The organism is Methylobacterium sp. FW102-HT35C08, from assembly GCF_058790235.1.
Window position 1 is genome coordinate 253,878 of the sequence record NZ_JBYTCL010000002.1, and the last position, 12,791, is coordinate 266,668.

A 12,791-nucleotide genomic window follows, 5' to 3' on the forward strand; every position below is an offset into this window, starting at 1 on the left:
CGTTGAAGGAGGTGGCATGGAGACCTTGGCCAACCTCGAAGCCTTCGTGCGCAGCGCTGAGTGCGGCAGCTTCTCCGAGGCCGCCCGGCGGCTGTCGCTGACGCCGGCCGCAGTCAGCCGCAACGTGGCCATGCTGGAGCGCAACCTCGGCGTGCGGCTGTTCCACCGCTCGACCCGCAAGCTCACCCTGACCGAGGCCGGGGAAGGTTTTCGCCAGGCGGTCGCCGGGAACCTGGAGGGGCTGCAAGCCGCGATTGCCGGCGTCTCCGTGGACGCCGGCGAACCGGTCGGAACGCTCAAGGTCAGCCTGCCGCCCACCTTTGGGATGAGCCACGTCATGCCTCTCCTGCCGGGCTTCCTGGCCCGCCATCCGCGCGTCAGGCCGGAATGGCACTTCGAGAACCGCCACGTCGACCTCGTCGCGGAAGGGTACGACGCCGCCATCGGCGGCGGCTTCGCCTTGTCCCCCGGCATCGTTGCCCGCACCTTGGCCCCCGCCCACATAATCGCGGTGGCGTCGCCGGCCTACATGCGAGGTCGGGTGCCGCCCACCGACCCGGGGGGGCTCCAAGCCTTCGACGGCATCGTCATGCGGTCGCTGCAGACCGGCCGCATCCGGCACTGGACCATGCGCGACGTCGGCGGCAGCGAGATGGTGGCCGGGCAGCGGGAGAGCGTCGTCGTGAACGACCCCAGCGCGATGCGCGAGGCGGCGCTGCTTGGCCTGGGCGTCGCGCTCATGGCGGTGCCCGACGTGCGCGCCGACCTGGAACGCGGCGACCTCGCGCGCCTGCTGCCGCGCTGGTACGCCGATGCCGGCGCGATCTCCCTCTACTTCGCCTCACGCGCCCATCTACCGGCAAAGACGCGAGCCTTCGTCGATTGGGTGGTTGAGGCCTTCGAGGCGGAGCGTCTGGCGGAGCGGTTCGCCGGCAGCCTAGGATAGCTCGAACGACACGGACGACGGACCGCTTAACGGGCCACGACATGCTGATGTCGTGGCCCGTTAAGCGATGCAAAAGCCGTGCTTGATGCGTTTCACTCGTTAGAACCTGTGGCGCCCGCTTTCGACCCATGCCGGGCATACAGAAAGTGGCCGGCGCTTCCCGAAAGCGGCCGTTCGTCAGTCCTCAGGCAACTTCGGCTCGGGGTGGGAAACGAGAACTGGCTCCATGTCCGGAAGCAGTCCTTCGCTCCGGTGCCCAGGCCAGTCGTTCGACGGGTGTAACGCCATCCCCGTACCAATTCGGTGGCGCCGGCACTCACTTTCGTCGCGTAAGTCTCGCGTCAGTGCTCGACCTGTGAGCTGACCACTAGGCTGTCGGGCACGCCCACGATCTCGGCCCAATCGTCCACGGCCGCCATATTCGCGGCGATCGCCCGCGCTCTGGCCCGGTAGGACGGATCCGACTGTAGCAGGAGTCATCGTTCGACGCTGATCCACGCGGATGTGCTCCGGGATGCTTTGCGGGCACATGGCGTCGGCCAGCGCCTCGATCAGTTATCTGACAAACGGAACCGAGCAGCTCAGCCCCGCTTGCTTCACTCCCATCGTCACGCGGCTAACGATGCACCAACTTCGAACCGTGGCTACCGATTGGAGGCCGCCCAAAGTTCAGACTGAAAATTGTGCGCCTTACGGCTTATTGTATACGGCCGCATGGCTGCCGACCTCTTTCGATGTTAGTAGATCGACCTGCGAGATCGATTGATCAAGATCTGAGTCAACTTGATAGACACGAATACCGTCGCCCGTACGGGTAACAGTTACAATCATTGCTGGCTTGCCCGCTGCACGTGGTACAGAGATATGGATTGATTGGTCAGGCAAGCTCAGGAGTGTTTCAAATCGCATTGTCGCGCCCCCTTCCTCAGCAACTGTCAGGACGAGCAGAAATCCATTTCTCTGATCCGTATAGTATGCCACCCCGTGAATTGCGCCCACGTTGACATCAAACCCTCGTCCGGGCTCGAGTTTTCGCTCCACGGCGGAAACATCGCTTGTAAATAAACACGGCACTATGATCGCAAGAAACATACGAAGATAGATTTTAAATGCGCTTCCGACACGTTGGTTGTGCATCATTGTGTTTACCTTTATTTTGTGTCTTGATACGATGACCTTAAGGAATACAATCTGGGCGCTGACCATTTCCGCCTGATTTACGTCGAGGACAGTGTCGTAGAGACGCATCGATTCAATAGAAAAAGTATTTCATCGGAATGACGGAGACGTCGGAGATGTGTTACGACTGTAAGACCAAAATCGATTGACCGATAATTTGGTTGTGCTTCATCAGGCTGCATGATCCACGAAACTCGCTGATTAGCCACGGGTGTTCTTGCCCGCCCTCCTGTTGAGGGGGTGGGTCTGAGCGGGATGGGCTTGCTGTCACCGACGGCCACCTACGCCACGGTGCCCCGGCATGACCTGCCGATGGCGACGATCGTCCTCAACGTCGTGCGGCGGCCCGACGCTGACGACGCTTTGCGCGGCCGCGTTGGCGTGACGGCTTAGAGACGGCGCGGATCACCAGGTGTCGAGTGCCTACGCGTGGGCGTTCCTGCTGCTCTGCGGCGTCCATGCGGTGACTTCCGTGACCGCGCTCCGGCTTCCGCTCCAGCGGGACGATGTTGCGGTACGCGAGTGACGGCCGAGGGGTAAGCATCCTGGATGCCGGTCGGCGGATGTCGCCAACGTTCGAGTCCGATTGTGAGCGGTCCCCAAGGCCATGTCCGCTCCAATGCATGCCGTTCGCAAGTGGACAGGTAGAAATCCACCCTCAGAGGCCTTTCCGGTGCCGACCCGTTACAGGCATATGGAAGGCTAGTCGAACTACTTCGAAGCGGACTGTCCGCTACTCCGGATCGTGTTCTGGATCAGCTAGAGCCTCAATGACATGGCAATCGCCGACCCGGCCGTGACCGCAGGTGTCGAGAGCGCGTTGCAGTTCGCGCCGGAGCGCCACGAGTTGCGCGATGCGTCGGTCGATATCCTCGACGTGACGGCGGGCGATGCCATCGACCTCTGCGCACGGACGCTCAGGCTGCTCGCTGAGCACCAGCAGTTCACGAACAGCGGCGACCTCAAACCCTAGCTCGCGCGCGTGACGGATGAAGTTGAGCCGCGCCACTGTGGAGGCCGTGTATCGGCGCTGCTGACCTTCGGTGCGGGTTGGGACGGGGAGCAACCCGGCCCCTTCGTAGTAGCGAATGGTCGGCACCTTCACGCCAGACCGCCGCGCCAACTCGCCGATGGAAATCTCTGCCATCGCCCCTTGAACCTCTAGTGGCTAGAGAGACTATGTCAGGGCCGGAAGGGAGTCACCCTATGGCCGATAGCTGCTGCAAGAGCGACGACACCTGCTGCGAACCGCCTGCCCTCGTGATGCCAGGTCGGTCGGCGCAGGCGGTACCCGCTGCTCATGGCACTCGAGGCGATACCTGCTGCCCGAAGGGGGTACCAGTGTTCGACGGGGTAGACTTTCGTTACAAGCGCATCCTCTGGACGGTGATCGCCCTCAACGGGATGATGTTCCTCGGCGAGATGGTGGCAGGTCAACTCGCCGGATCGCAATCGCTGAAGGCCGACGCCCTCGACTTCCTAGCCGATACCGTGACCTACGGCCTCTCGCTGGCGGTGATCGGGGCGAGCCTGCGCACCCGTGCCTCGGCCGCGCTCGCCAAGGGCGTATCGCTGTCGCTGATGACACTTTGGGTGTTCGGCACGACGGTCTACCAGACCCTCATCCTCGGCCTGCCAAAGGCCGAGGTCATGGGCGTTGTGGGCGTGCTGGCGCTGGCGGTGAATGCCGCGTCTGTCCTGCTGTTGCGGCCCTACAAGGACGGCGATGCCAATGTCCGCTCGGTCTGGCTGTGCTCACGCAACGACACCATCGGCAACGTGATCGTCATGGGCGCGGCCGTCGCGGTATGGGGCACCGCCACAGCGTGGCCCGACCTGCTCGTGGCGGCCATCATGGCCGGCATCTTCCTGACATCCTCCGTGCAGATCCTACGGCAGGCGTGGACCGAATATCGTGGGGTCAACGCTCTGTCTCAGTTCCGGCTGAGTGATCAGGGCAGGCTGATTGGTTCGGAAGAGAGCGACGACAATGTTCGCTTCTTTCAGGACATCCCTCAAAGCGGACGCGCAGAAAGCCACCCATCTGAGACGTTCAAGCCAGCGGTCAGCAGCAACCGATGCTGACAGTAAGCGGCCCATCCGTTCCCCGAACCAGCGGTTAGGAAGTGGACAGACGTCCTGATCCAACGCGTTCGCCCGGTCCGCCGGCGATAAAGCCTTCGCGCAGACTGCAGCGCCCAAACCGCCAGTCAGCGTCGGCTCCACCGATGACTGCGCGATTGTCCACCTGCTCGGAGGGGGCGGAGGGCAATGACCGACATTGTCGACGGTGATTGCCCTGGCGCAACCCGGCCCGCGCACGTCGTCGAGCCCGCTGACCGGGATGCCTCGCTGGCCGCGCGCGCCGCGTTCGGCCATTCGTCGCACCTTATCGCCGCATCCGAACTGTGTCCGCAGTGGGCCGTTGCTGCGGGACCACCACAGATGAGGTCACGATGTCGAATCCCGCGAAGGGTCAGTCCGGTGACGGACAGCAGCACTCGACGAGGAGCGCGCAGGAGCAGAAGGCGGCCGAGGTCCAAGCGGCTGGAAGCGCCAAGGCCGATGCCGGCCATCCTGTGGTGACGGAGGGCGGGAAGGCCGAGGCGCCGACGGAGGGCAAAGGCCATCCGAAATCGGCCGCGTCTAACACACAGGTCGGCGCGACCAGCGACGCTGCCACGAGCAGCGCGACGGCGGGAAAGGCCGAGAAGGAAGCCGCGGCGGCGGCAGGCGCCGACAAGGACCAGCACGGGCGCGGTCACCGCAAGGCTGAATAGCAAGCCTGCACGCGGCGGGAGCGGGCGGCCGCGCATCGGGAAGCCGGTCCGGCTGGGTCGGCGACGGCTTGCCCTCCGGCACATTTCGCCCACCGAACGCGCGCAGTGGACCCATGGAGCCGATGCCCCGATGTCGAGTCTGACCGAGCGCAAGGCGCGCCTGATCGTCCACGGCGACCGACCCTACAATGCCGAGCCGCCCCTGGACCGGCTGCGAGCCGCGTACCGGACCCCGGCCGGCGACTTCTACGTCCGCTGCCACGGCGACCTGCCGGAGATCGACGCGGCGACATGGCGCCTCACCCTCGATGGCGCTGTCGGCACGCCGATAGAAGTCTCGCTGGATGACCTGCGTCGCCGTTTCCGGACCGTCACGGTGACGGCGACGCTGCAGTGCGCCGGCAATCGGCGCGCCGACATGCGCGCCGTCGCGCCCGTTTCGGGAGACCCCTGGGACGGCGGCGCCATCGGTACGGCCGATTGGACGGGCGTCCGCCTCGGTGACCTCCTGCGCGCAGCTGGGGCCCGCACGGGCCCGGACTGCCACGTCGCCTTTGAGAGCCACGACGTGGTCGATGGCCGCTCCTACGAGGTCTCCATCCCCCTCGCCAAGGCGCTGACATCAGAACCCTTGCTGGCTTTCGCCATGAACGGCGAACCCCTGCTGCCAGAGCACGGCTTCCCGCTGCGCGCGGTGGTGCCGGGCTTTGCGGGCGTGCGCAGCCCCAAATGGCTGCGGCGCATCACGGTGCAGGATCATCCCTCGGACAATCCGATCCAGGCGAGCGACTACAAGCTGTATCCGTCGGATGTGACCGCCGAGGCGGCTGATCCGGCCGGGGGACACACCATTGACGCGATGCCGCTGAACGCGGCGATCTGCGAGCCCGCGCGCGGCGCCAGCCTCAAGGCTGGAACGTGCCGGATCCGGGGTTACGCGGTCGTGGGCGACCGGGCCGTCATCCGCGTCGAAGTCTCCGGCGATGGCGGGCGGAGCTGGACCCAGGCGGCGCTCGAGCACGAGCCCGACGCGCCGTTCGCCTGGACTTTCTGGACCGCCGAGCTCGACCTGCCGCCGGGGGAGCACGACCTCGCCGTCCGGGCCTGGGACTCGGCCGGCCAGACCCAGCCGGCGCTGCCCGACGACGTCTGGAACCACAAGGGCTACCTCTGCACCTGCTGGCACCGGGTTCGCGTGCGCGTCACCTGACGGCCCGGACGGACCTACCTGTCGCTATCTCAGGGTCGGCGACTCACTGGGTCTCAGATGGCGGTCTTCCCCATCTGGGCCGCCCAGGGAGACGTGATCGTTCAGGCGTCCGAGATGTTCGAAGACGTGTTCGAGGGCATTCGTGACAGCCTGCTCGAACGAGCCGTCGCCTTTCCCCTGTGCGGCGCTGAGGGCACTGAGCAAGGCCCAGTGCTTTTCGGAATCCTCGGACATGTCATCCTCCCAGTCGGCATGGACGCCGGCTCGGCAAGCCAATTGCCATGAGAGACCCCGGTTCCTGCGCTCTATCGAACCCGGATCCGCCGGGGGACCCCGCGGACCCATCGGCTCGGGGCGCGATGCCACGCACGGTCAGACCGGTCTGTCGTGGGCTCACGGCCGCACGCCGTCGCGCGCACGGTCCGCCGAGGCGGCGGATCGTGGCTCCTGCGACCTGATCGGAGAACCCCTGCCGATGCCGAACCGAATCCAGGAGGCCTTCCGCGCCGCCGCCGAGGCCGGCGTCGGCTTCTGGGCGGCCTGCAACCGGCTGCGCCTGCCAGGAACGGCCAACCCCTTCGTGGTCGGCGTCCACGAACCAATGGGTGCGGAACTGACGCTGGAGAACTTGGCCGTCACCGGCTCGATCCCGCCGGGCCTCGACGGCCTCTACCTCAAGATGGGGGCCAACCCCGTGCGCGTCGCGACGCGGGGCCACGACTGGTTCCTCGGCGACGGCATGGTGCACGGCCTCGCGATCGAGGCCGGCAAGGCGCTGTGGTACCGCAACCGTTGGATCGGTTCACGCACAGCCGCGGCAGCGCTCAAGCGGCCTGCGGCGCCCGGGCCGCGGCGGGGCGGCAACGACACCGTCAACACCAACGTCGTTGCGATCGGCGACCGGATCTTCGCCGTCGTAGAGGCCGGCAGCTTCCCAGTCGAACTCGCGCGGAGCCTCGAGACGCAGCGCTATAACCCGTTCGACGGCACCCTGACGGGTTCATTCAGCGGGCACCCGCATCGCGACCCGCGGACCGGCGAGACCCACGCGATCGCCTATGACGGCCGCGTCTGGGACAGCGTCCGCCACGTCGTCGTCGCGCCGACCGGTCGGGTCGTGCGGGACGTGCCGATCCCGGTCGCGCATGGCCCCTGCATCCATGACTGCGCGTTCACGGTGCGCTTCGTGATCGTGCTCGATCTGCCCGTCACGTTCTCGTTCCGGGCCCTGCTCGCCGGTTACCGCTTCCCGTTCCGATGGAACCCCCGCCACAGGGCCCGGGTGGGCCTCCTCTCCCGGCAGGGCGACGGCGCCGATATCCTATGGTGCGCGGTCGATCCCTGCTTCGTGTTCCACGTCGCTAACGCCTACGAGGACGCGGCCGGGCGGGTGATCCTCGACGTGATCGCCTACGCGACGGTGTTCACCGCTATTGGGGGTGGGCTCGACAAGCCGGGCCGGCTCGAACGCTGGACGGTCGATCCCACGACGGCGCGCGTCGCGCGGCGGGTGCTCGATCCCGCGGCGCAGGAATTCCCCCGCATCGACGAGCGACGTCTCGGGCAGCGCCACCGCTACCTCTACACGGTGAGCGTCCCGGCCGACGGCAATACGCAGTTCGCCGGTGCGACGCAGCTCTACAAGCACGACGTCGAGACAGGCGAGCGCCGCATGCACGACTTCGGTCCCAACCGCGTCCCGGGGGAGTTCGTCTTCGTGCCGGCACATGCCGGGGCCGATGAGGACGAAGGCTGGCTCGTCGGGCTCGTCATCGACACCGCGCGGGACACGACGGACTTCACCGTCCTCGATGCGCGCGCGTTCGAAGCGCCACCCGTCGCCTCGGTCCGCCTCGGGCACCGGATCCCGCCGGGCTTTCACGGCAACTGGTTCCCGGCGAACGACCCGTCCGGAACGGTGTGATCCGGCGCCGACGCGGCGTCCTGACGGTCGGTTCGGCGTCGGGGCGATCGGCGCGCACGAACCGCACGGACAGTCCATCGGGACCGACCCGTGCAGGGTGTATCAATCCGCAGCGGTCCATCCGATCATCGCCGTCATGGGGTCGCCGGGACCTCCCTCAGGCTTGAGGACATGGCGTTCGATACGGGCGAAGCCGGCGCGTTGGAGGTACAGACCGACGAGCTGGGCATGCCCCGCGCCGTCGAGGCCATTCCAGATGGCGACCGCCTTGGTCGGGAAGCACCGGTTGGAGAAGCTGATCACCACCGGGGCGCCGGGACGCAGCACGCGCGCCACTTCGGACAGGACGGCCCCGGGCCGCTGCAGGTACTGCACCGAGACGCACATCAAAGCGACGTCGACGCTCGCAGTCTCGAGGGGCAGGTTCGTCTCCGCGTTGAGATCCTGCACGAAATGCTGGGTGAGGCGCGGGTTGGCGGCGAGTTCCGCTGCATTCAAGCCGTGGCCTATGACGCGCGCGTAGGCGGCTTCGTCCGGGAGGTGGCTGACCCAGCTCGACATCAGGTCGAGGACGATGCCGCCCTCAGGGACGATCGTTCTGTACAGATCGGTGACGGCGGCGATCGCTGCGGCGTCGATATGCGTGACGAAACGCGGTTGCGCGTAGAAGAGCGAGTCGGGCGCAGGATCAGGCTTCGCGAACGCCTCGGGCGGAAAGTCCGGCAGATCCTGCATCGTCATCGGTACCGCCTTCGTATCGGATTGAGCTCTGCGGCGCTCGAAAGCCGGCGCATCGGGGCGAGCCCGGAGGCGCCGGGCTCCGCGCCGTGGTCGGCGCCCCCAACCCAGGACAGCGCGCGCCGATTCATCTTCGCCTCTCGACGAGCTGCAATCCGCGTCGGGCCAGCGCGGTCACGCATCGGCGCGCGGGTGCTGCCGGACGATAGTCCAGTCTCCCGGTTTGCGAGCCATCGTGGCCTGCGACTTAATCGACGGCTCCCCGGCGGCCGCTCAGCTGGTTTTCTACAGACGCAGCATTGGCTGGCGCGCATGCGGCTTGTCATGAGCGCTACGGACCCCGGCAGGTGGCAGTGATGGTTGATCGACCAAGGGCCACCCGGAGCTTGCCGGCCGTCTCGACGCTGACGGCGACGGCCATCGTGGTGGCCGACATGGTCGGCGTCGGAGTCTTCACCAGCCTCGGCTTCCAGGCCAGGGACGTTCCGTCCGGCTTCGCCCTGGTGCTGCTGTGGGCCGTCGGCGGCGTCGTCGCGCTTTGTGGGGCGCTCTGCTACGCCGAACTCGCCACGATGTTTCCCCGCTCCGGCGGCGAGTACACGTTCCTCTCGCGCATGTACGGGCCGGCTGTCGGGTTCATGGCGGGCTGGCTCTCGGCCACCGTCGGGTTCGCCGCCCCAGTGGCGCTCGCAGCTATGGCGTTTGGGCAGTATGCCGAGGCTGCTCTGCCCGGTGCACCCGCGCTTCTGCTCGGTCTGACGGTGATCGGGTTCGTCTCGGCCGTTCACCTGCGCGGCCTGCGGCACAGCAGCGTGTTTCAGGTCGGCTTCACGCTGCTGAAGCTCGCCCTGATTGTCGCGTTCATCGGGGTGGGGGTCACCCGGGGCGGTGGCCAACCCATCGGCTTCGTCCCCGGCGCGCAGGACCTCACGCAGATCGTCAGCGCCGGCTTCGCGGTCAGCCTGGTCTACGTGATGTACGCGTATTCGGGCTGGAACGCCGCGACCTACATCGTCGGCGAACTCCGCGATCCGCAGCGCAGCCTGCCGCGAGCCCTGCTGGCCGGGACGGGGTGCGTGGTGGTGCTCTACGTCGCGCTGAACGCGGTGTTCCTCTACACGACGCCGCTGACGGAACTCGCCGGTCAGGTCGAGGTCGGCCTGATCGCCGGGCGTCACGTCTTCGGCGAGGCGGGTGGTCGCCTCGTCGGTCTCCTGATCTGCGCCGGCCTGATACCGACGATCAGCGCGATGATGTGGATCGGTCCCCGCGTGACGGTGGCGATGGGCGAGGACGTGGCGCCCCTGCGGATGTTCGCGCGTCGCACGCGCACCGGCGTACCGAGCGCCGCAATCCTGCTTCAAGGCGGGGTCGCCAGCCTCCTGCTCCTGACGCAGAGCTTCGAGGCGGTGCTCGCGTTCGTTCAGTTCGGCCTGATCGCCTGCTCCTTCCTGACCGTGCTCGGCCTGATCAAGCTCCGGATCACGCGGCCCGACCTGCCACGACCGTGCCGGACCTGGGGCTATCCGTTCACGCCGCTGATCTTCCTCGCGGTGACCCTGTTCATGATGGTCTATCTCGTGGCCGTGAGACCCTTCCAGTCCCTGGCGGGTCTGCTCTTGATGCTGGCCGGCCTCGTCCTGTACGCGGTCGCGACGGTGCAAAAACGGCGCGGAGCCTGACGGCCCTGCGCCCCCCGTGGGATCGCCGAACTCTAGCCGGCGTTGGATTTTCCGGCGCGCAGCACGTCGAGCCGATACTCGGCGGTCCTTGACTGCTTCACAACCGTCGCGAAGGTCCGAGCACCCGCGATGAAGCCTTCGGCCGCCTCGTCGCCGGAGAGCGGGTAGTGGGTCACGCCGAGCCAGTGGACCAGAACGATATCGGCTTCGGGTAACAAGGCGCCTTCGACACGCGCGACCAAGCGCGCGAGATCGGCGCGGTCGAGATAGTACGCCACCTCTGAGATCACGATGAGGTCGAACCGACCGTCCGGCCAAGCACCTGGGACGGGAGCGAGCAGGAAGTGCGCATTCGGGCAATCGGCGCATCGCGCACGGGCCGCCTCTAGAACGGACGGCACCACGTCGAGGCCGATCAACGCGTCGCAGCGGGGACAGAGCTGATGCGTGAACACGCCGATCGAGCAGCCGACATCCAGTGCGGACGCGTAGTGGGTGCGCGGCAGGGCAGCCAGCGTCGCGGCGTACTTGTCGCGCTCGTACGAACTCGTGGCGAAGCGCCACGGATCCGTTTCCGTGGCATACATGCCCTTGAAGTAGTCTCGATCGAGGGTTTTCGTTCGACGGCCGCTCGGAGCGTCGGTGGGCCTGTCGGACGTCGTCTCCAAGCCTGTGGCTCCTCTGATCCCGAACAAGGTACTCGTGGCGGCGACAGCTCCGGACTGGATCAGATGACGGCGTGAGACGGGCTCGCGAACACGCACGATACACCTCGGGAGCAACTTGCCACACGCCTGGGGAACCGCACGTGATCGGGACAGTTCCGGGCACCTCTGGTGGTCTTGAGAGCGTGCGCTTTGCCGCTGATGCTGTGCCCACTCCGATGCCGTTACGACTGAGTGTAGCCCCCAATGCCTCACGCCAGAGACGCCCATACGCGTCATCGCGCGTCAGAGGACCTGACCAGTCGCGTACGCTTCCGAGATGCCGCAGCAGCCAGCCAAATGTCCTGATTGGGCGCAAAGCCGAACGTCCGGTCTTGCGCGCAATGATGATCCAGCATGCCGTAGTCTGGCCGGAAGCAGAATCTTCACCTTGGTGTCGGCGCGCTGCAAAAAGCGAACGCGCCCAGTCCGATCAAAACGCTCCGTTTATACGGAAGTCTTTCGTTAGCCTTTGGCGGGAAGGATGAGCGGACGTCCTCAGGAAGGCCGGCGAAGATTTTGTCGCTGACTCGGACTCGTCCGGTCGGCTGTCCGGGTTCGGGCCGCCACTGCTCGTAGCGTGCGGCCTCGTTGACGGGCTGGCCGACGATGGTGAAGGCGATGCGGTCGCCGCCCCTGAAGTCGCCGAATGAGACCTCGCCTGCGTGCAGGCCGATGCGGATGCCAATGGGCAGCCCCGACGCATCCGCGACCTCGCTGACGCGGCGGGCCGCCTCCAGCGCCGCGCGCGTCGCCTGCGCGAATTCCTTGTTCAGCCGATCGTCGTCGTTGCAGAGCCAGAACGCCATTACGGCGTCCCCCATATACTTGTCGACCTGCCCCTTTGCCCGGAGGATCTCCTCGACCTGCGGATCTGTCAGGGTCCGCAGGAACTCGCCGACCTCGGCCGGGTCCTTTCCCTCGGAATGCGCCGAGAAGCCCGATAGGTCGCTGAACCAAATCACGGCCTTCGTCTTCACAGGGCGGATGCGATCTGCGCCGTTGAACAGGATGGCAGATGTCGCCTGAACACCCTCGGCGCATACGAGCCGCCCGATGATCCGGTCTCCGTCGGCGAGGTCCCGCGCTCGGGTCGCGCGCATCTCGCTCGCCTGGTCGAGCTTGGCGACGAGCACACCCGCGATCGTCTCGTACCAGAGCGCCTGGATGCCGGGTACCAAACCATCGAGGGTCGCCCGGTCGACCTTCCAGACCTTGGTCCGGTCGGCTCCGACCACCTTGTTGCCTCGCTGCGGCGCCTCCCCGGGCCGGCCGCGCAGGAAAGCCATTTCCCCGGCTATCTCGCCAGACCCCCGCCAGACGACGGACTCGCCGGCCAGAACCTTGAGCCGGCCATCCTCGATGATCCAGATGCAATCCGCCTCATCGTTGGCCGAGCACAGCGTTTGGTCGGCGTGCAGGGTCTCGAGCCAGTGCACCGCCTCAAAGCTTGCGATCAAGGCGCTCGGATCTGAGCAATACCGATGCAAAAAAGCCCGGATCCAAGTCGTTTTCGTTGCCATCAATACGCCGCCGATAGTTTTCGTTTGATCCCGTTTTGTTCACCGAAGCATTTCCAGTGACAGGAACAAAGCCCATCACCGGATTATAGGCAGGACTATAAAAAA

At 66.2% G+C, this 12,791-nt stretch carries 12 protein-coding genes and 1 pseudogene; 8 read left to right on the forward strand and 5 right to left on the reverse strand.

The window, feature by feature from the left end; translation table 11 throughout:
• The first annotated feature begins 16 nt into the window (after positions 1-16).
• The gene (locus AC3WSN_RS01335; RefSeq protein ID WP_492535832.1) at positions 17-946 is read left to right on the forward strand and encodes a LysR family transcriptional regulator; all 930 of its coding nucleotides are present in this window, start codon (positions 17-19) and stop codon (positions 944-946) included.
• A gap of 690 nt (positions 947-1,636) precedes the next feature.
• Here AC3WSN_RS01335 and AC3WSN_RS01340 read toward each other — a convergent pair.
• The gene (locus tag AC3WSN_RS01340; protein ID WP_492535833.1) at positions 1,637-2,194 is read right to left on the reverse strand and encodes a hypothetical protein; all 558 of its coding nucleotides are present in this window, start codon (positions 2,192-2,194) and stop codon (positions 1,637-1,639) included.
• Positions 2,195-2,386: 192 nt separating this feature from the next.
• Here AC3WSN_RS01340 and AC3WSN_RS01345 point away from each other — a divergent pair, with 192 nt between their 5' ends.
• Positions 2,387-2,518 (forward strand): hypothetical protein, encoded by a 132-nt coding sequence (locus AC3WSN_RS01345; protein WP_492535835.1) that lies wholly within the window; start codon positions 2,387-2,389, stop codon positions 2,516-2,518.
• Between the two features lie 340 nt (positions 2,519-2,858).
• Here AC3WSN_RS01345 and AC3WSN_RS01350 read toward each other — a convergent pair whose 3' ends face one another.
• Complete coding sequence (locus AC3WSN_RS01350) at positions 2,859-3,272, reverse strand: MerR family transcriptional regulator (RefSeq protein ID WP_492535837.1); 414 nt, start codon at positions 3,270-3,272, stop codon at positions 2,859-2,861.
• A 116-nt stretch (positions 3,273-3,388) separates the two neighbouring features.
• On the opposite strand from AC3WSN_RS01350, the pseudogene AC3WSN_RS01355 reads away from it, so the two are divergent.
• From AC3WSN_RS01355 to AC3WSN_RS01375, 5 genes and pseudogenes are all read left to right on the forward strand, one after another.
• Positions 3,389-4,042, forward strand: a pseudogene (locus AC3WSN_RS01355) (cation efflux transmembrane domain-containing protein); the annotation flags it as partial.
• A 539-nt stretch (positions 4,043-4,581) separates the two neighbouring features.
• Entirely contained in the window at positions 4,582-4,905 is a 324-nt protein-coding gene (locus tag AC3WSN_RS01360) for a hypothetical protein (protein WP_192707051.1), read from the forward strand.
• 130 nt (positions 4,906-5,035) lie between these two features.
• Positions 5,036-6,115 carry a molybdopterin-dependent oxidoreductase gene (locus AC3WSN_RS01365; RefSeq protein WP_492535839.1) on the forward strand — a complete coding sequence of 360 codons (1,080 nt, stop codon included), beginning with the start codon at positions 5,036-5,038 and terminating at the stop codon, positions 6,113-6,115.
• 57 nt (positions 6,116-6,172) lie between these two features.
• Positions 6,173-6,400: a hypothetical protein gene (locus AC3WSN_RS01370; RefSeq protein WP_492535840.1), complete on the forward strand. Its 228-nt coding sequence runs from the start codon at positions 6,173-6,175 to the stop codon at positions 6,398-6,400.
• 190 nt (positions 6,401-6,590) lie between these two features.
• A complete protein-coding gene (locus AC3WSN_RS01375; RefSeq protein WP_492535842.1) occupies positions 6,591-8,039 on the forward strand; it encodes an 8'-apo-carotenoid 13,14-cleaving dioxygenase in 1,449 nt (482 codons plus the stop codon).
• A gap of 102 nt (positions 8,040-8,141) precedes the next feature.
• Here the strand turns inward: AC3WSN_RS01375 and AC3WSN_RS01380 are convergent, their stop codons facing one another.
• Positions 8,142-8,780 (reverse strand): class I SAM-dependent methyltransferase, encoded by a 639-nt coding sequence (locus AC3WSN_RS01380; protein WP_492535844.1) that lies wholly within the window; start codon positions 8,778-8,780, stop codon positions 8,142-8,144.
• Positions 8,781-9,133: 353 nt separating this feature from the next.
• Here AC3WSN_RS01380 and AC3WSN_RS01385 point away from each other — a divergent pair, with 353 nt between their 5' ends.
• Entirely contained in the window at positions 9,134-10,459 is a 1,326-nt protein-coding gene (locus AC3WSN_RS01385; protein ID WP_492535845.1) for an APC family permease, read from the forward strand.
• Between the two features lie 32 nt (positions 10,460-10,491).
• Here AC3WSN_RS01385 and AC3WSN_RS01390 read toward each other — a convergent pair whose 3' ends face one another.
• Positions 10,492-11,046, reverse strand: coding sequence for an SAM-dependent methyltransferase (locus AC3WSN_RS01390; RefSeq protein ID WP_492542980.1), 555 nt, complete (start codon positions 11,044-11,046; stop codon positions 10,492-10,494).
• A 503-nt stretch (positions 11,047-11,549) separates the two neighbouring features.
• Positions 11,550-12,623 carry an adenylate/guanylate cyclase domain-containing protein gene (locus tag AC3WSN_RS01395; RefSeq protein WP_492535847.1) on the reverse strand — a complete coding sequence of 358 codons (1,074 nt, stop codon included), beginning with the start codon at positions 12,621-12,623 and terminating at the stop codon, positions 11,550-11,552.
• Positions 12,624-12,791: the final 168 nt, after the last annotated feature.

What these genes read in the sequence shown, in the direction of transcription:
- AC3WSN_RS01390 (WP_492542980.1), bottom strand. Translation starts at nt 11,046, where the DNA reads ATGTATGCCACGGAAACGGATCCGTGGCGCTTCGCCACGAGTTCGTAC.
- AC3WSN_RS01370 (WP_492535840.1), top strand. Translation starts at nt 6,173, where the DNA reads ATGGCGGTCTTCCCCATCTGGGCCGCCCAGGGAGACGTGATCGTTCAG.
- AC3WSN_RS01375 (WP_492535842.1), top strand. Translation starts at nt 6,591, where the DNA reads ATGCCGAACCGAATCCAGGAGGCCTTCCGCGCCGCCGCCGAGGCCGGC.
- AC3WSN_RS01385 (WP_492535845.1), top strand. Translation starts at nt 9,134, where the DNA reads ATGGTTGATCGACCAAGGGCCACCCGGAGCTTGCCGGCCGTCTCGACG.
- AC3WSN_RS01335 (WP_492535832.1), top strand. Translation starts at nt 17, where the DNA reads ATGGAGACCTTGGCCAACCTCGAAGCCTTCGTGCGCAGCGCTGAGTGC.
- AC3WSN_RS01380 (WP_492535844.1), bottom strand. Translation starts at nt 8,780, where the DNA reads ATGACGATGCAGGATCTGCCGGACTTTCCGCCCGAGGCGTTCGCGAAG.
- AC3WSN_RS01365 (WP_492535839.1), top strand. Translation starts at nt 5,036, where the DNA reads ATGTCGAGTCTGACCGAGCGCAAGGCGCGCCTGATCGTCCACGGCGAC.
- AC3WSN_RS01360 (WP_192707051.1), top strand. Translation starts at nt 4,582, where the DNA reads ATGTCGAATCCCGCGAAGGGTCAGTCCGGTGACGGACAGCAGCACTCG.
- AC3WSN_RS01350 (WP_492535837.1), bottom strand. Translation starts at nt 3,272, where the DNA reads ATGGCAGAGATTTCCATCGGCGAGTTGGCGCGGCGGTCTGGCGTGAAG.
- AC3WSN_RS01340 (WP_492535833.1), bottom strand. Translation starts at nt 2,194, where the DNA reads ATGCGTCTCTACGACACTGTCCTCGACGTAAATCAGGCGGAAATGGTC.